Source organism: Micromonospora sp. AMSO1212t (assembly GCF_008868145.1).
GTDB lineage: Bacteria > Actinomycetota > Actinomycetes > Mycobacteriales > Micromonosporaceae > Micromonospora > Micromonospora tulbaghiae.
In genome coordinates this window covers 1-16,505 of record NZ_WBKS01000132.1, presented here as the reverse complement: position 1 = coordinate 16,505, position 16,505 = coordinate 1, and the positions used below count along the sequence as shown (strand labels likewise).

Genomic DNA, 16,505 nt, shown 5'->3' with positions numbered 1-16,505 from the left:
GGCGGTGGGTGAGCCAGGGGAGCAGAGCTTCGCCCTGTAGGCGCTGGAACGCCCGCACGGTCGGGATGCCCGGTGGCGGTGGCTGGCGGGCGCCGTCGAGGAAGAACCCGGTGAACCCGGCCAGCACTCCGGTCAGGTCGGCCGGGTCGACACCCGCGGTCAGCGGCCGGGCGGCCAGCAGCGCGTCGGCGTCGTGCCCGCCGTACACCTGCACGTTGACGACGGTGAGCAGCGTGTCCAGCCAGGCCGGCCCGCGACACGCCCACGGCCAGTCGACGACGGTGACCGATCCGTCCGGGCCGAGCAACAGGTTGTCGGCGCGGACGTCGACGTGGCAGAGCGTGTCGCCGTCGAGCGCGGCCAGTCCCCGGTCGGCGGCGGCGCACAGTTCGGGCAGGTGGGACCGGGTCCACGGGTCGAGGTCAGCCGGCGGGTCGGCCGTGAGGCGCCGCCAGCCGCCGAAGTCGTGGGCGAGCCGTTCCGCGGCGGTGGGGGTGGTCGCGGCGGCGGGCGCCGGGGTGAGCGCGGCGGCCATCGTCTCCAGCGTGGACAGCACGGCGGCAAGCTCGCCGGCCCGCCACGGGGTGACCGGGTGCCGGCCCTCGACGTCGGCGAAGGCCAGCGCGATCCAGTGCCCGTCGTCGTAGCTGCCGAGCAGCCGGGGCGCGGGCGTGTCCGGCGGCAGGGCGGCGGCGATGCGGGCCTCGGCGCGGTGCAGGTCGGGACTGCGGTCGTTCTGCGCCGGGCTGACCGCCTTGACGAAGGCCCGGCCACCGCCGGCGGTGCGGACGCGGTCGGCGGTGCCGGGGGAGAAGCCGCCCGGCTGCGACTGCGCCGCCACCACCCGGTCGCCGAGGACGGCCTCGACCCCGTCGCGTACGTGTGCGGGCAGTTCGTGCCAGTGCAGCCGGGTCTTCGTCACGGTCCCACGGTGCGTGCCGCCCGCCGTCCGGGGCAACCGGGTTAATCGTTGCGCGTGTAGTGAAGGACGACCACGCCGGCGTCGAACGGGCGCGCCGAGGTGAGCGTGAGCCGCCGCGGATCGAAGCCGCTGTCGACGAGCTTGATCCCGCTGCCGACGACCACCGGGTTGAGCTTGACGACCATCTCGTCGATCTCGTCGAGGAGCTGACCGGCGAGCTGCCCGCCGCCGCAGAGCCAGATGTCGCGCCCGGGGCGGGTCTTCAGCTCGCGGACGAGGGCCACCGGGTCACCGTCGACGACGTTCACGTCCGGGTAGTCGGCCGGGGGCAGGGAGCGGCTGAACACGTACTGCTCCAGGTGGGCGTACGGGCTGGCGACGCCGAGCTTCAGGCCCGGCTCGTAGCTGCCGCGGCCCATCAGCACCGTGTCGAAGCGGCCGCTCGGCGGGGAGTCGATGCCGAGCTGGGCGTGGGCGAACGTGGGCAGCGTCTGGGGCCAGTCGGCCACCAGGTGGGGCGCCAGGTCGGGCGTCAGTGGGAGGAAGTCGAACGTCCCGTCGGGCGCGGCGATGAAACCGTCGAGGGTGCTGGCGACGAAGTAGACGAGCTTGCGCAAACCGGCTCCGATGTCCGAGGTGATCCACGACGGCTGTCGTGGTTCGGAGATGAATGTACAACACCTGTCGTGGTTGTTGCTAGTGTGTTCGCGTGGCCAGGAATCCGGAACGCCGTACCCTGCTCGCCGACGCCGGGCTGCGGGTGCTCGCCGACGCGGGCGCGCGCGGGCTGACCCACCGGGCGGTCGACGCCGAGGCGGGCGTGCCCACCGGCACCACCTCGAACTACTTCCCGTCCCGCGCGGCGCTGCTCGCCGGCCTGGCCGAGCGGATCTTCGCCCGGATCGCGCCCGACCCGGCCGTGCTCGCCGACCTCGGGCGCCGCGAGCCGTCGCTCGCGCTGATGACCGACTACCTGCGCGACATCGTCGCGCGCACCACCCGCGAGCCGGGCCTCACCCGGGCGCTGTTCGAACTGCGGCTGGAGGCCGCCCGCCGCCCCGAGTTGCGGTCCGCGCTCGGCGGCGTGCTGCGCCAGGGGTACGCCGACGACGTCGCCCACCACCTCGCCGCCGGCCTGCCCGGCGGGGCGTACGAGGTGGCGCTGCTGCACTACGCGGTCGACGGGCTCCTGCTCGACCTGCTCACCACCTCGATCGACGCCGGGTTCGACACCGATCAGGTGGTCTCCGACCTCGTCTCCCGTCTGGTCGGCGGCGCCACCGGCTGAGCGCCCTCGCCCCTCCCGGCGCACGTTAAGCCGGGGCGGCCAGCGGGAACGCTGGCGCGGACGCCCCTGGGAAGGAGCAACGGATGAGGGAACGCACCGGACTGACCATCGGCGTGCTCGGCTCCTACGGCGGTCGCAACCTCGGCGACGAGGCGATCCTCACGGGTCTGCTGGACGATCTGCGCCGTCACGAGCCCAACGCCCGGATCATCGTCTTCTCCCGCAACCCGGCGCACACCGCGCTGGCCCACCCCGAGGTCGAGGCGGTGCCGTGGGAGGGCGTCAGCCGGGTCGACTCGTCCCCGGTGCTCAACCAGCTCGACCTGCTCATCCTCGGCGGCGGCGGGATCCTCTACGACAAGGAGGCCCGGCGCTACCTGCGGGTGGTCCGGGTCGCCCAGGAGCGAGGGCTGCCGCTGATCACCTACGCGGTCGGGGTCGGCCCGCTCAGCGACACGCTGGACAGCGGCATGGTGCGCGAGACGCTGGCGCAGGCCGTCGAGGTGACGGTCCGCGACCAGGAGTCGCGGATGGTGCTGGAGGAGGCCGGCCTGGTGAACCCGATCACCGTCACCGCCGACCCGGCGTTCCTGCTCGAACCGGAGGAGTTCCCCCAGCAGTGGCTGCGTGAGGAGGGCGTGCCGGCCGGCTCCCGGCTGGTCGGGCTCAGCGTGCGCGAGCCGGGCCGGGCGGCGGAACGGCTCGACGTGGACGGCTACCACCGCCTGCTCGCCCAGATCGGTGACTTCCTGGTGCACCGGATCGACGCGTACGTGCTGTTCGTGCCGATGGAGCGCGACGACATCCGGCACTCCCACGGTGTGCTGTCGCACATGACCGCCGCCGACCGGGGCCGGATCCTGCACGGGGACTACCGCCCGGCGCAGATCCTCGGGCTGATGCGCCACTTCGACCTCGCGGTCGGCATGCGGCTGCACTTCCTGATCTTCGCGGCCATGATGGGCACGCCGTTCCTGCCGCTGCCGTACGCCGGCAAGGTCTTCGACCTGGCCCAGCGGCTCGGTGTGCCGGCGCTGCGCGGCGTGGAACGGGAGGTGGAGGGCCCGTTGCTGGCCGAGGTGGACCGGTTGTGGGACGAGCGGGCGGCGCGGGCCGACGAGACCGCGCGCCGGGTCGCGGAGGTCTGCGAGCAGGCACGCGGCACCTCCCAGGTGACCCGCAGCGTGCTGGACAGCATCCGGGCCCGCACACTCACGTCGGCGGTGTGAGCCGGGCCGTCAGACCGCCGGGCCGCGCCAGGCGTAGACCCACTCCCGGCCCGGCTGGTCGTCCGACTCCAGCTCGTAGATCTGCGCCTCCGCGAGTCCCTTCGACCCGAGGTGGTGGTGGGTCAGCGGCGGGCGGCCGTTGCTGTCCAGCTCGACGGTGACGGTCTCGCCGTCGGCCGCGCCGCCCACCAGAGGGATCTGCACCGTGGAAGCCATGCGCCCATCGTGCCCCGGCCGGCCCGCCCGCGCAGGGGATCACGCGGGGCAGCGGATCGGACACACCGCGTACTAGGGTCCGGGGATGGCGCACCCGACGATCGATCCGGCACTCGGTCCGGTCCTCGCCCGCACGGGCGACGAACGAGCGATCCTCGACGCGTTCCTCGACTTCCACCGTGCCAACGTGCTGAGCAAGGCGCGCGGCCTGACCGACGCCGACGCAACCCGACGCCTGGTGCCCTCGCTGACCACCCTGGCCGGGCTGCTCAAGCACCTGACAGTGGTCGAGCGGAACTGGTTCCGCTGCCTGTTCGCTCCCGAGCCGGGCGATGTCTACGTGAACTCCCAGGCCGCCGCCGACGCCAGCTTCACGCTGCGCCCCGGCGAGACGGTCGAGGCGCTCGCCGCCGCGTACGAGGCGGCCTGCGACCGGTCCCGCCAGATCGCCGCGCGGTTCGACCTCGGCCACGTGGTGCCGCACCCGCAGCTCGGTGAGGTGTCGCTGCGCTGGGCGCTGGTGCACCTGATCGAGGAGACCGCCCGGCACGCCGGGCACGCCGACATCCTGCGTGAGCTGACCGACGGCGAGACCGGCTGGATGTGACGTCCTAGTCGCGCGGCAGCAGCCCGTCCGGGTACTCCATCCCGTCGTACGTGCACGCGGCGGCGGCCACCCGGGCGGCGTACCGGGCCGCGTCGAGGACGCCCGCGCCACGCAGCCGGGCGGCGATCACCCCGGCGGCGAAGGCGTCCCCGGCGCCGTTGGTGTCCACCACCGGTCCGGGCGGGGTGGCGGCGGGCACGTGCGCGGGCGGCGCGCCGGGGGTGTGCAGCGTCGCGCCGGCCGCCCCGCCGGTGACCAGCACCGTGCGCGGCGCCAGCCGGGCCGCCTCCGTGGCGGCCCGCTCGCCGAGCCGCGTGTCGCTGACGAAGACGAGGTCCGCGATCCGGGCGAACGGGCGGTGGTAGTCGTTCTCGCCGTCCCAGTCGTGCAGGTCGGTGGAGACCGACGTGGCCGCGCGCAGCACCGACAGCGCGTCCCGGGCCCAATCCATGATCGACAGGTGGACGTGGGCCGCCTCGGCGACGAGCGCGGCAAGCTCCGCCTCGCCGAACGGCGCCGGCCCCGACCACGGACGCGGGTCGTGCAGCGACATCCGCCGCCCGGCCGGGTCGACCAGGTTCACCGAGCGGCGGGTCCCGGCCGGCGCGTCGGCGAGCGTGGTCCGGATCGTGGTGCGCGCCAGCGCCGCCCGCACCACGTCCCCGGCCGGGTCGGCGCCCAGCACGTCGACGAGCGCCACCCGCAGGCCGAGCGCGTGCGCGGCCAGGGCCACCCCGGCGCCGGTGTTGCCGATCCGCAGGTCGATCGGCGGCACCAGCAGCGAGTCGGCGACGGGCGGCGGCAGGGCGGGCACCCGGGCGCGGACGTCCACGCCGAGCCCGCCGATCACGAGGAGGTCGACCATGGCGCCGACGATAGCGACGCCCGGCGGCCTATCCTGACTCCCCGGGCGCCGTCTTCCGGCCCCGGCGTCGGCGAGGGGGAGAAGTGCTGGTCATCCACGGGTTGTGGCTGCCCGGCGCCGGGCTCGCCCTGTGGGCCGAGGACAGCACACTCCCGGCCCGCGCGCCCCGCCGTCCCGGCCGCGTCCCGCGCGAGCGCCCGCACCCGTTCGCCGCCGGTCACGCCACGCTCGCCGCCGCGCTCGGCGTGCCGGGGGAGCCGATCTCCGTACTGCTGGACCTGCCGACCCGGGCCGGCTCGCCGCTGGACTCGCCGGAACTGGTCCGGGCCACCGTCGGGGAACCGGTCCGGGGCCCGGTCACCCGCGCCGGATGGCGGGCTCCCGCTCTGGGGTACGCCCCGGACGAGGCCTACGCGCTGCTGCGCGCGCCGATGCCGGGCCCGGTCGGGGCGAGCCTGCGGCACCTTTGCGAGCTGGCCGACTTCGCCGCCGACCTGGTCACACGCGGCCGGCTGCTGCCCGGCGTGCTCGACGCGTACCCCCGAGGCGGCCCGCCCGGTGCGGCGAGTTCCGGGCGGCGGCTGCGGGCGGTGGGCGCGGACGACGTGGTGACGGCGCGGGCGCTCTGGCGCCCACTGCTCACCGGCACCGACGCGGCCTGGGCGCGTGACCTGGCACTGGCGTTGCCACCGGCGGCCCGCTCCGCCCGGGAATGGCGACCGGAGGCTTCGGGTGGGCCGGCTGCCGCCGCGGTGGTCGCCTCTGGGCTGGCAGATGCACGGACGGGCGGCGGCGTCGTGCGCCCGCCGGGAGGGGCGGCCCGGCGAGGCGGGGCGAGCGGTCCGGCGGACGACGAGTGGGCCGGGCGGGCCGACGACGTCGGGGCCGGTGATCTGGTCGCCGAGGCGCTGGACGGGCTCGTCGACGCGGCCGCCCGGGTGGCGCTCGCCGACACCCGGCTGCACCGGGGGATGCGCCCGGTCGGCGCGGTGCCGCGCTGGCTGGCCGCGCTCACCGGACCGGAACGCGCCTTCCCGGCCGAGCCGGACGCGCTGGCGACGCTGCGCGACGAACTGGACGCCTGGCAGCGCGACGCGGCGGGCGGCGCGGTACGGGCCACGTTCCGCCTCGTCGAGCCGGCCGTCGACCCGGTCGCCGAACTGGTCGAGGACGCCGTCTGGCGGGTCGAGTTCGGCCTGCACCCGGCCGACGAGCCGGGCCTCGTGGTGGACGCCGCGCACATCTGGCAGCGGCCCGCGCCGGCGCTGGCCGCCCGCGGCGTGGAGCCACAGGAGACACTCCTGGCCGAGCTGGGCCGGGCCAGCCGGCTGTGGCCCGAGGTGGACGCCGCGCTGCGTACCGCCGCGCCCGAAGGCATGGAGCTGGACGCCGAGGGCGCGCACCGGTTCCTGCGCGAGGGCGCTCCGGTGCTGCACGCGGCCGGGTTCGGGGTGCTGCTGCCGTCGTGGTGGCGGCGTTCCTCGTCGCGGCTGGGGGCGCGGTTGCGGGCTCGCAGCCGTACCGCGCCGGGCGCTGTGGCCACCACCGCCGGGAAGCTGGGGCTGGACGCGCTCGTCGACTACCGCTGGGAGCTGGCGCTCGGCGACCAGCCGCTGACCGCCGAGGAACTGGCGTCGCTGGCCGACCTGAAGTCGCCGCTGGTCCGGCTGCGCGGCCGGTGGGTGGAGCTGGACCCGCAGCGGCTGGAGGCCGGGCTGAAGCTGCTGCGGTCCTCGGGCGAGCTGACGGTGGCCGACCTGCTGCGGATGGGACTGTCCGGTGACGACCGGGCCGGTGAGCTGCCGGTGCTGGACGTGGTCGCCGACGGCGCGCTGGGCGAGCTGCTGGCGGGCGAGGCGGAACGGCGGCTCACCCCGGCCGACCCGCCGCCCGGCTTCGCCGGGACGCTGCGGCCGTACCAGCGGCGCGGGCTGGCCTGGCTGGCGTTCCTCCAGTCGCTCGGGCTCGGCGGGATCCTCGCCGACGACATGGGCCTGGGCAAGACCGTGCAGCTGGTCGCGCTGCTCGCCGGTGACCCGCCGGAGACGGGGCCCACACTGCTGGTCTGTCCGATGTCGCTCGTCGGCAACTGGCAGCGGGAAGCCGCGAAGTTCGCGCCGGGGCTGCGCGTGCACGTGCACCACGGCGCCGAACGTGCCCGGGGCGAGGGCTTCGCCGCCGCCGTTCAGGAGGCGGACCTGGTGCTCACCACGTACTCGGTGGCGGCCCGGGACGCGTTCGAGCTGGCCGGCGTCGACTGGCACCGGGTGGTGGTGGACGAGGCGCAGGCGATCAAGAATGCCGCTACCCGGCAGGCCGAGGCGGTCCGGTCGCTGCCCGCGCGGCACCGGGTCGCGGTCACCGGTACGCCGGTGGAGAACCGGCTCGCCGACCTCTGGTCGATCATGCAGTTCGCGAATCCGGGGCTGCTCGGACCGGCCGCGACCTTCCGCAAGCGCTTCGCCGAACCGATCGAGCGGCACGGCGACGCCGAGGTGGCCGAGCGGCTGCGCCGGATCACCGGCCCGTTCGTGCTGCGCCGCCTCAAGACCGACCCGGCGATCATCACCGACCTGCCGGAGAAGCTGGAGATGGAGGTGGTCTGCAACCTCACCGCCGAGCAGGCCGCGCTCTACCGCGCAGTGGTCGACGACATGATGGCGAAGATCGAGTCAAGCGACGGGATCGAGCGGCGCGGGCTGGTGCTGGCCACCATGACCCGCCTCAAGCAGGTCTGCAACCATCCTGCCCAGCTGCTGCACGACGGCTCCGCGCTGGACGGCCGGTCCGGCAAGCTGGAACGCCTCGACGAGATCGTCGACGAGGTGCTCGCGGCGCAGGAGAAGGCGCTGCTGTTCACCCAGTACGCCGAGTTCGGCGGCATGCTGCGCGGGCACCTGTCGGCGCGTACCGGCCGGGAGGTGCTGCTGTTGCACGGCGGCGTCGGCAAGGCCGAACGGGACGCCATGGTGACCCGGTTCCAGACGCCGCAGGGGCCGCCGCTGTTCGTCCTGTCGCTCAAGGCCGGCGGCACCGGGCTCACCCTGACCGCGGCCAACCACGTGGTGCACGTGGACCGGTGGTGGAACCCGGCCGTCGAGGACCAGGCCACCGACCGGGCGTTCCGCATCGGACAGCGCCGCCGCGTCCAGGTACGCAAGTTCGTCTGCGCCGGCACCGTCGAGGAGAAGGTCGCCGCGATGATCGCCGACAAGCGCAGCCTGGCCCGGTCGGTGGTGGGCAGCGGCGAGCAGTGGGTCACCGAGCTGTCCACCGAGACGCTGCGCGACCTGTTCCGGCTGGAGTCCGGGGCGGTGGTCGAGTGAGCCCGTCCGACCGGTTCGAGGACTACGGGCCGCCGGTGCGGGTCGAGGGCGGCCTGCGGGCGCGCAGCACCCGGGGCGCGATCGGGCAGTCCTGGTGGTCCCGGCGCTTCGTCGAGGTGCTGGAGTCGTTCGCGCTCGGCTCCCGGCTCACCCGCGGCCGGGCGTACGCGCGCCGGGGGCAGGTGCTCCGGCTGGACGTGTCGCCGGGGACGGTCACCGCCGAGGTGCAGGGATCCCGGCCGCGCCCCTACCCGGTACGGATCGGGCTGGCCGCGTACCCGGAGGAGACCTGGCGACGGATCGAGGCCGAGCTGGCCGGGCAGGCGTTCTTCAGCGCCCGGCTGCTCGCCGGTGACCTGCCGGCCGAGTTGGAGGAGCTGTTCGCCGACGCGGGCGCGCCGCTGTTCCCGGCCGCGATCGACGAGCTGGACCAGAGCTGCGGCTGCCCCGACTTCGCGGTGCCGTGCAAACATCTGGCGGCCACGTTCTACCTGCTCGCCGAGGCGTTCGACGCCGACCCGTTCCACCTGTTGCACTGGCGTGGCCGGTCCCGCGCCGAGCTGCTCGACCGGCTGCGTACGCTGCGCGGCGCGGCACCGGGCAGCGGGGCCGCAACCGGCGGCGTGCTCGGCACCGGCGGTTCGTCCGGGACCGATGGCCCGGACGGCGCCGGCGACGTGGACGGGACCGACGGCCGGGCGGCCGACCGCAGTGGACGCGGCGACGCGGAGGCCGGGCCGGAATCGGCCGCGGGCGCGGCGAACGGTGTGCCGGTGGTCGGCGCGGCACGGGCCCTGGCCGGGTTGCCGGCGGTCGAGCCGGACGCCGAGCTGGACCGGTTCTGGCTGGCGCCGGTGGCGTTGCCGGACCGACCGCCCACGCTCGCCACCGGCCCGGAGCTGCTGCTGCGCCAGCTCGGCCCACCCGGGGCCGCGGTCGGCGGGCCGGGCCTGGCCGAACGGCTGCGCCGGGCGTACCGGGAGTTCAGCCGCGGCGAAGCCGCGCCTCCCAGTGAGTTCAGCCGCGGCGAAGCCGCGCCCCCCAGGGAGGCCGACGACGGGGAACGGTGAGCGTCCCCGCGGCTACAGCAACCGGCGGCGGAAGCGCCACATCACCGCGGCGTTGGCGACGAGCACCACCGCGCAGATAGCCCCGGCCAGCCTCCCGACGAGCACTGTCATCGCCGGCAGCGAAGCCCACAGCACGATCGTCAACAGCATCATGTACCGGCCCCGGCGGCCCTTGATCCGGTTGTCCAACCGGGTGAAGAACCGTGGATCACTCTCCCGCAGTTGGCGGGTGATCTGTTCGAACCTGCGCTGATCCTCTTGGCTGAGCATGGCGGTGCCTTCCCCTCACGGCTTCAGCGGTTCGGCGGCATACCCGGATCGGAGGCCGGTCACGCGCCGCCGCTGCTGCTGTTTCGCCGGAGCGGACAGGCGCGGACGCACCCGTGCGGAGACCTCAGCGCACACTTATCCGTACCTTAAGTTTCGGTGAGGTGGTGAACGCGCCCGGCGGTGTCGCCGGGGTGCGAAACCTCGCATCCGGGTCGTGCGCGCCCGGGTCGGCCCTGCTCCGGAGGCCGCCGCGCCCCCGCCGCCGGAACGGGCCCTCCCCGGTTGGCCTGAGCACCGTCTTAAGTGCGCTCACGAGCGCGATCGGCGCGCCTTGAGCGGCCGGGGCGGTATGGCTACTTTCCCGTAGCAACTCTCCGGCAACCGTCGCCGCCCCTGCGCCACACCCGACCCCCCGGGTGGCAGGCGTGCCGGCGCTCGAAGAAAACGGGATAGGTACATGGCCGACCTGAACGTGCCACCGCGTCGACCCCGGGACGACCGCGGCTGGGACGGATACCAGCACCCCCATCCGGACGGGTACCGCGATCCGCACGCCGCGCCGTACGCCGGCGGTAACCCCGCGTCGGGCCCGCAGTGGGTCGGGCCGAACGGCTTCGCCCCCGCGGCACAGGCGCCCGCCGGCTACCCCCAGCCCGGCGGCCACGCCCAGCCCGCAGGCGGGTACGGCCCGCCGCCCGGCGGCGGACTGCCCGACCTGGACGACGACGGCGACGAGGCCCCGAAGCGGGGCCGGCGCCGTGCGCTCGCCACCCTCGGCGGCGCCGTGGTGGTCGCCGGTGGCGCCGCCCTGGCCTTGTCCCCGCAGGTGCGCGGCCTGTTCAGCGACGCGCCGGCCGGTGACGCCACCGGCACCGTGACCACCGACGGCAACGCGGCCCGGCCCAGCGGGCAGCAGCCCAGCACGGTACGGACCTACACCGAGCAGAACGAGAGCTACATGGGCTCCCGGGCCGGCGAGGCGCTCAAGCGCAACGCGCCGTCCGGTGGCCGGCTCTACGGCAGCCCGGCCGAAGCCGCCGCGGCGACCAAGGTGACGGTGAAGACGGTCCTCGCCAAGGACCCGATCCGGCACCTGTTGAGCCGGACCACCTTCGGCCCGACGACGAAGATGATGGCCGAGGTCAAGCGCGTCGGCATCGACGACTGGCTGCGTGAGCAGCTCCAGCCGGAAAAGATCGCCCCGACGAAGGCCGAGATGAAGCTGGCCGAGCTGCAGTCGCTCAAGCTCAGCCCGACGCAGCTCCGCGACCAGCGCGAGCAGCTCAACGAGAAGGGCGTCGACCCGGCCCGGGAGACGGTGGACGCCACCATCGCCCGCCAGATCTGGTCCGACCGCCAGCTGTTCGAGGTGATGGTCGACTTCTGGAACGACTTCCTGCACGTCGCCGCCGACTTCGACGGCGGAGAGAACTACCGCAACGCGTTCGACCGCGACGTCATCCGCAAGCACGCGCTGGGCAGCTACCCGGAGATGCTCGTCGCCGCGAACAAGCACCCGGCGCTGCTGCTCTACCTGAACCAGGTCGACTCGCGTAAGGACGCGGTCAACGAGAACCTGGCCCGGGAGAACCTAGAGCTGTACTCGGTCGGCGTCGACGGCGGTTACACCGAGAAGGACGTCCGCCAGGCCGCGCTGCTCCAGACCGGACGCGGCGTCGCCGACGGCAAGTACAAGTTCTTCGCCGAGCGGCACTACCTCGGCAAGGTGAAGATCCTCGGGTTCAGCCACGCCAACAACTCCGACGACCCGGTCGCCGCCGACAAGGTGATCGACTCGTACATCCGCTACATCGCGATGCACCCGTCGACCGCGCGGTACGTGGCACAGAACCTCGCCACCCGGTTCGTCTCCGACACCCCGCCGAAGTCCGTGGTGGACCGGCTGGCGAAGGCGTACACGACCAACAAGGGTCAGATCCGCCCGGTGCTGGCGACGCTGTTCAGCTCCTCGGAGTTCTGGGCCGCGATCGGCCAGAAGGTACGCCGCCCGATGGAGTACCTGGTCGCCACGTACCGGGCGCTGGGTGTCTCGCCGGAGGCGGCCCCCGGCTACTCCGGCGACAACCGGCGTACCCCGTTCGGGCAGGGCCTGCGGCAGATCCAGGACAAGATGCGCGAGCTCGGCCAGTACCCGATGGGCAAGCCCACCCCGGACGGCTACGCCGACGTCTACCTGGCCTGGACCTCGGCCGGCACCATGATCGACGGCTGGAACGAGGCGGGTGACCTGATCGCCGGCTACCGCAAGCAGTTCACCTTCGCCAAGCCGGAGAAGCTGGTCGCGAAGCCGCCGGCCACCGCCGGGGCGTACGTGGACGCGCTCGCCCAGCGGCTGGTGCAGCAGAAGCTCAGCGCCAAGGAGAAGAAGCTGGTGCTCGCCGTGGCCGGCGTGTCCGAGAGCGCCAAGGTCGACGCCACCTTCAACGGGGCCATCGCCGCTGTCGCGCGGACGATCCTCGCGTCCCCCCAGCACCACCTCCGGTGAGGCATTCGATGGAGATGACCGTGAACCCGTACCCCCTGCACCCCGAATGCCCCGACCTGCGGCGGCTGGCCGACAACCCGGCCGAGGCGCTGCTACGCGCGGAGGCGGACATCGTCGCGGCCGAGAACGCGGCCGAGGCCGACCGGTACCGCCGGCTGGAGGAGGTCGAGGAGGCGCAGCAGGACGGCCGGGGCGTCACCCGGCGTACCTTCGTGGCCGGCGCCGCCGCGACCGCGACCGCGCTCGCGACCGCGCAGTTCGTCACCACGTCGGCGTCGTTCGCCGCGACCAAGACCGGCACGCTGATCCACGTCTTCCTCTACGGCGGGCTGGACGGGCTGAGCCTGGTCGCGCCGGCGAACGACCCGGTGCTCGCCAAGGCCCGCCCCGACCTGCTGCTGGGCGAGGACTCGCTGGCGCTGGCCCGCGGCTTCAAGCTCACCAGCGCGTTCGCGCCGCTGGAGAAGTGGCTCAAGGCCGGTCAGCTCGGCTTCGTGCCGGCCGTGTCCGACCCGCGGCTGTCCCGCAGCCACTTCCAGGCCGCCGACGCCTGCAACCTGGGCGGCCTGCCGGGTGAGACCGGCGGCCGGGGCTGGCTGGACAGCCTGGTCGACTCGCTCGGCAAGGGCACCGCGTTCCGCAGCGTCGGCATCGGCAGCACGCTGCCCCGCTCGCTCGTCGGCGTGAACGGCGCGATCTCCCTCAACAGCGTCGGTGACCTGCGGCTCAACGGCGACGACAAGTTCCGGGCGGCCACCGAGAAGGCGATCCGCGGCCTGTTCACCGGCATCAACCACCCGGTCGAGGAGGCGGTGCAGGAGGGCATGGGCGCGCTGGCCACCGCCCAGAAGCTCGCCGCCAAGCCGTACGCCGCCGCCGAGGGCGTCCAGTACCAGGGCGTCGGGAACGCGTTCAAGCAGCTCGCCCAGCTCATCAAGGGCGGCGCGAACGTGCGGGTGGCCACCGTCGGCATGGGCGGCTACGACACCCACGAGAACCAGGGCACCCGCGAGGGCGGCCAGCTCTGGCGGCGGCTCAACGAACTGGCCGGCGCCATGGCCGCGTTCTTCACCGACCTGGGCGACCGGTCGGCGGACGTGACCATCATGGTGTCCAGCGAGTTCGGCCGCCGGGTCGGCTCCAACGGCGGCGGCACCGACCACGGGCACGGCGGCGTGGTCACCGTGCTGTCCGGCCGCAAGCTCGCGAACTCGCTGCTCGGCACCTGGAACGGGCTGGACAAGCTGGACAGCGGCGACGTGCCGGAATACAACAACATGTTCAACGTCTACGGATCCGTCGCGCAGGGCCGCTTCGGCCTGACCGCCGCGCAGGTGGACAAGGTCTTCCCCCGGCAGAAGTTCACCCCGGTCAAGATCTACGCGTGACGTACCAGGACACCCGCGCCGCCGGCCGCCGTACCGGGCATCCCGCCCCGTACGGCGGCCGTCCGGCTGCCCCCGTACCCCCGGGTCGTCCGCGCCGCGGACCCGGCGGCCGGCGTGCCCTCGCCGTGGTCTTCTGGCTGGGCCTGGTCGCCGCGGTCCTGCCGTGGTGGCTGGACACCCCGGCCGGTTCGCTCGCCGACACCGCCGACCTGCTCACCGCGGGCGGCCGGATCACCGGCCTGATCGCCGGCTACCTGCTGCTGGTGCAGGTGCTGATGATGAGCCGGCTCGGCGTGCTGGAACGCGCGCTCGGCGGCGAGCGGATCTCCCGGCTGCACCGGGATCTCGGCGCGACACTGCTGGTGACGGTGCTCGCGCACATGTCGCTGCTGGTGGTCGGCTACTCCCGGCAGGAACGCAAGACGGTGCTCGGCGAGGTCGGCGCGCTGCTGACCGACTACGAGGACATGGTCTCCGCGTTCGTCGCCGCGGGCATCCTGGTCACTGTCGCGTTCACCGCGGTACGCGCCGTGCGCCGACGCCTGCCGTACGAGCTGTGGCACCTGCTGCACGCCGCCAGCTACCTCACGCTGCTGCTCGGGTACGCGCACCAGTTCAGCAACGGCGCGCAGCTCTACGAGCCGGGCCCGGTGCGTACCGGCTGGATCGCCGCGTACCTGCTGGTCGTGGCCGCGCTGGTGTGGGGCCGGGTGCTCGCGCCGCTGGTGTTCAACCTGCGGCACCGGCTGCGCGTCGCCGACGTGGTGGCGGAGAGCCCGGACACCGTCTCGGTCTACCTGACCGGGCAGCGGCTCAACCAGATCGACCTGCTCGGCGGGCAGTTCTTCCGCTGGCGCTTCCTCAACCCCGGCTGCTGGTGGCAGTCGCACCCGTTCTCCGTCTCCGCCGCCGCGAACGACCGCTGGCTGCGGATCACCGTCAAGGTCGTCGGCGGGTACACCGCCGAGCTGCGCGACCTCACGCCCGGCACCCGGGTCTGGGCGCAGGGCCCGTCGGGCACGTTCACCGCCGCCCACCGCACCCGGGAACGGGCGCTGCTCATCGCCGGCGGCAGCGGCATCGCACCGCTGCGGGCGATGCTGGAGGAACTGCCGCCCGGCGCGGCGCTGATCTACCGGGCGAGTACCCCGGCCGACGTCCTGCTGCACCAGGAGCTGGACTGGCTGGCGCAGGCCCGGCAGACCTCCGTCTGGTACGTCGTCGGCCGCCGCGACGACCCCGGCCCTCGCCAGGTGATGAACCCGGAGGGCCTGCGGCACCTCGTGCCCGACCTGACCCGCCGCGACGTGTACCTGTGCGGCCCCGGCGGCATGGTGGACGAAGCAGTCGCCGCACTGCGGGCGGCAGGCGTGCCGCGTCGCCAGATCCACCTGACCGCGTTCGAGCTGTAGGAGAGGCACCGCCATGCGTCGCGCGTTGCTCGCGATCACCGGCCTGGCCGCCGGCACCACCGCACTGGTGGTGCTCAAGGGCGCGCCCGGCGCCGGGCAGGCCACGCCGGACGTACCGGCCGCGCTGGCCCCGGTCGTGCCCGGCGGCTCGGCCGCGCCCGAACCGCCGTCGCCCACCGGCTCCGCGCCCGGCGTCACCCCGTCGCCGCGCGCCTCGGCGAAGCCGACACCGAAGCCGTCCGCCGACCGCAGCGCCGCCAGCCGCGGTGGCACCCGCACCCGCACCACACCGGCGGCGCCGCGGACCACCACCAGCGCGCCGAAGGCCACCACCCGCACCGTGACCGGGCCGTCGGTCACCTACGAGTACGGCTCACTCCAGGTCCGGATCACGCTCAGCGGCAGCCGGATCGTCGACGCCACGGGTATCGGACTGCCGCTGGGCGGTCAGTCCGGGCAGCGCAGCGACGACGTGCAGGCCCGCTACAGCGGCACCTCCGGCGAGGTGGTGGCCCGGCAGAGCGCCAACCTGAGCACCGTGTCCGGGGCCACCTACACCAGCACCGCGTACAAGCAGTCGTTGCAGGCCGCGCTGGACAAGGCGTGACAGTCCCGGCTCATGCCGGTGCCGCCGTCGTTGGTCCCGGTCCGGCCGCCCGGCCCGGCTTGCGCCTGGTCGAACACATCATGGGTACGGCGATCAGCCTCGACGTCGCCGACGACCTGCCCTCGGAGACCCTGCACGAGCTGGCCGAGGACACGTTCGGCTGGCTGCGCGAGGTGGACGCGCGGTTCAGCACGTACCGCGACGACAGCGAGGTGTGCCGGGTCGACCGGGGCGAGCTGCGGGCCGCCGACGCCTCCGCCGACCTGCGGGCCGTGCTGGCCGCCTGCGCCGACCTGTGGACCGCGACCGACGGGTTCTTCGACGCGTACGCGACGGGCCGGCTCGACCCGTCCGGCTACGTCAAGGGCTGGGCGGCGCAGGTCGCCTCGGACCGGCTGGTGGCCGCGGGCGCACCGAACCACTGCGTGAACGCGGGCGGCGACGTACGCGTACGCGGCCACGACGCGGACGGTGAGCCGTGGCGGATCGGGGTGCGGCATCCCTGGGACGCGGCGGCGACCTGTCTGGTGCTGACCGGCACCGACATCGCGGTCGCCACCTCCGGCGTGTACGAGCGCGGCCACCACGTGCTGGACCCGCGCCGGGGCGTACCGGCGACCGGGTTGCGCTCGGTGACAGTGGTGGGCCCGGACCTGGGCGTCGCCGACGCGTACGCGACAGCCGCTGTGGCAATGGGCGAACCCGGCCTGGCCTGGCTGGACCGCCTGCCGTCCCCCTGGCAGCACGCCGTGGTGACGGAGGAAGCCCACCTGCACCACTCCCGCGCCCTCCCCACCCT

At 74.2% G+C, this 16,505-nt stretch carries 15 protein-coding genes; 10 read left to right on the top strand and 5 right to left on the bottom strand.

Annotated elements, in window-relative coordinates; all coding sequences use genetic code 11:
• Together F8279_RS24995 and F8279_RS24990 are read right to left on the bottom strand one after the other, a co-directional pair.
• The coding region (locus F8279_RS24995; RefSeq protein ID WP_151501254.1) for a phosphotransferase at nucleotides 1-922 on the bottom strand (922 nt) is incomplete at its 3' end.
• 41 nt (nucleotides 923-963) lie between these two features.
• Complete coding sequence (locus tag F8279_RS24990; RefSeq protein WP_151501253.1) at nucleotides 964-1,539, bottom strand: dihydrofolate reductase family protein; 576 nt, start codon at nucleotides 1,537-1,539, stop codon at nucleotides 964-966.
• A 92-nt stretch (nucleotides 1,540-1,631) separates the two neighbouring features.
• On the opposite strand from F8279_RS24990, the gene F8279_RS24985 reads away from it, so the two are divergent.
• Together F8279_RS24985 and F8279_RS24980 are read left to right on the top strand one after the other, a co-directional pair.
• On the top strand, nucleotides 1,632-2,210 hold the full coding sequence (locus F8279_RS24985) for a TetR/AcrR family transcriptional regulator (RefSeq protein WP_073831891.1): 579 nt from the start codon (nucleotides 1,632-1,634) through the stop codon (nucleotides 2,208-2,210).
• An 83-nt stretch (nucleotides 2,211-2,293) separates the two neighbouring features.
• Nucleotides 2,294-3,439 (top strand): polysaccharide pyruvyl transferase family protein, encoded by a 1,146-nt coding sequence (locus tag F8279_RS24980; RefSeq protein WP_151501252.1) that lies wholly within the window; start codon nucleotides 2,294-2,296, stop codon nucleotides 3,437-3,439.
• A gap of 9 nt (nucleotides 3,440-3,448) precedes the next feature.
• On the opposite strand, the gene F8279_RS24975 is transcribed toward F8279_RS24980, so the two are convergent.
• Nucleotides 3,449-3,655 carry a hypothetical protein gene (locus F8279_RS24975; RefSeq protein ID WP_091421306.1) on the bottom strand — a complete coding sequence of 69 codons (207 nt, stop codon included), beginning with the start codon at nucleotides 3,653-3,655 and terminating at the stop codon, nucleotides 3,449-3,451.
• 85 nt (nucleotides 3,656-3,740) lie between these two features.
• Between F8279_RS24975 and F8279_RS24970 the strand changes: the two genes are divergently transcribed.
• A complete protein-coding gene (locus F8279_RS24970; RefSeq protein WP_151501251.1) occupies nucleotides 3,741-4,262 on the top strand; it encodes a DinB family protein in 522 nt (173 codons plus the stop codon).
• Nucleotides 4,263-4,266: 4 nt separating this feature from the next.
• Here the strand turns inward: F8279_RS24970 and F8279_RS24965 are convergent, their stop codons facing one another.
• Entirely contained in the window at nucleotides 4,267-5,127 is an 861-nt protein-coding gene (locus F8279_RS24965) for a carbohydrate kinase family protein (RefSeq protein ID WP_091421302.1), read from the bottom strand.
• Nucleotides 5,128-5,210: 83 nt separating this feature from the next.
• On the opposite strand from F8279_RS24965, the gene F8279_RS24960 reads away from it, so the two are divergent.
• Together F8279_RS24960 and F8279_RS24955 are read left to right on the top strand one after the other, a co-directional pair.
• Complete coding sequence (locus tag F8279_RS24960; RefSeq protein ID WP_151501250.1) at nucleotides 5,211-8,453, top strand: DEAD/DEAH box helicase; 3,243 nt, start codon at nucleotides 5,211-5,213, stop codon at nucleotides 8,451-8,453.
• The gene (locus tag F8279_RS24955) at nucleotides 8,450-9,523 is read left to right on the top strand and encodes an SWIM zinc finger family protein (protein WP_151501249.1); all 1,074 of its coding nucleotides are present in this window, start codon (nucleotides 8,450-8,452) and stop codon (nucleotides 9,521-9,523) included. Before F8279_RS24960 ends, F8279_RS24955 begins: the two co-directional genes overlap by 4 nt.
• Nucleotides 9,524-9,535: 12 nt before the next feature.
• Here F8279_RS24955 and F8279_RS24950 read toward each other — a convergent pair whose 3' ends face one another.
• Nucleotides 9,536-9,793 (bottom strand): DUF3040 domain-containing protein, encoded by a 258-nt coding sequence (locus tag F8279_RS24950; protein WP_091421296.1) that lies wholly within the window; start codon nucleotides 9,791-9,793, stop codon nucleotides 9,536-9,538.
• A gap of 457 nt (nucleotides 9,794-10,250) precedes the next feature.
• Here F8279_RS24950 and F8279_RS24945 point away from each other — a divergent pair, with 457 nt between their 5' ends.
• The 5 genes from F8279_RS24945 to F8279_RS24925 form a co-directional block, all read left to right on the top strand.
• The gene (locus tag F8279_RS24945; RefSeq protein ID WP_151501248.1) at nucleotides 10,251-12,299 is read left to right on the top strand and encodes a DUF1800 domain-containing protein; all 2,049 of its coding nucleotides are present in this window, start codon (nucleotides 10,251-10,253) and stop codon (nucleotides 12,297-12,299) included.
• Between the two features lie 14 nt (nucleotides 12,300-12,313).
• Entirely contained in the window at nucleotides 12,314-13,687 is a 1,374-nt protein-coding gene (locus tag F8279_RS24940) for a DUF1501 domain-containing protein (protein ID WP_225853402.1), read from the top strand.
• On the top strand, nucleotides 13,684-15,099 hold the full coding sequence (locus F8279_RS24935) for a ferric reductase-like transmembrane domain-containing protein (protein WP_151501247.1): 1,416 nt from the start codon (nucleotides 13,684-13,686) through the stop codon (nucleotides 15,097-15,099). The genes F8279_RS24940 and F8279_RS24935 overlap by 4 nt, the downstream gene beginning before the upstream one ends.
• Before the next feature lie 13 nt (nucleotides 15,100-15,112).
• Complete coding sequence (locus F8279_RS24930; RefSeq protein WP_091421288.1) at nucleotides 15,113-15,706, top strand: FMN-binding protein; 594 nt, start codon at nucleotides 15,113-15,115, stop codon at nucleotides 15,704-15,706.
• Between the two features lie 80 nt (nucleotides 15,707-15,786).
• On the top strand, nucleotides 15,787-16,505 hold a 719-nt coding region (locus F8279_RS24925; RefSeq protein WP_151501246.1), incomplete at its 3' end, for an FAD:protein FMN transferase.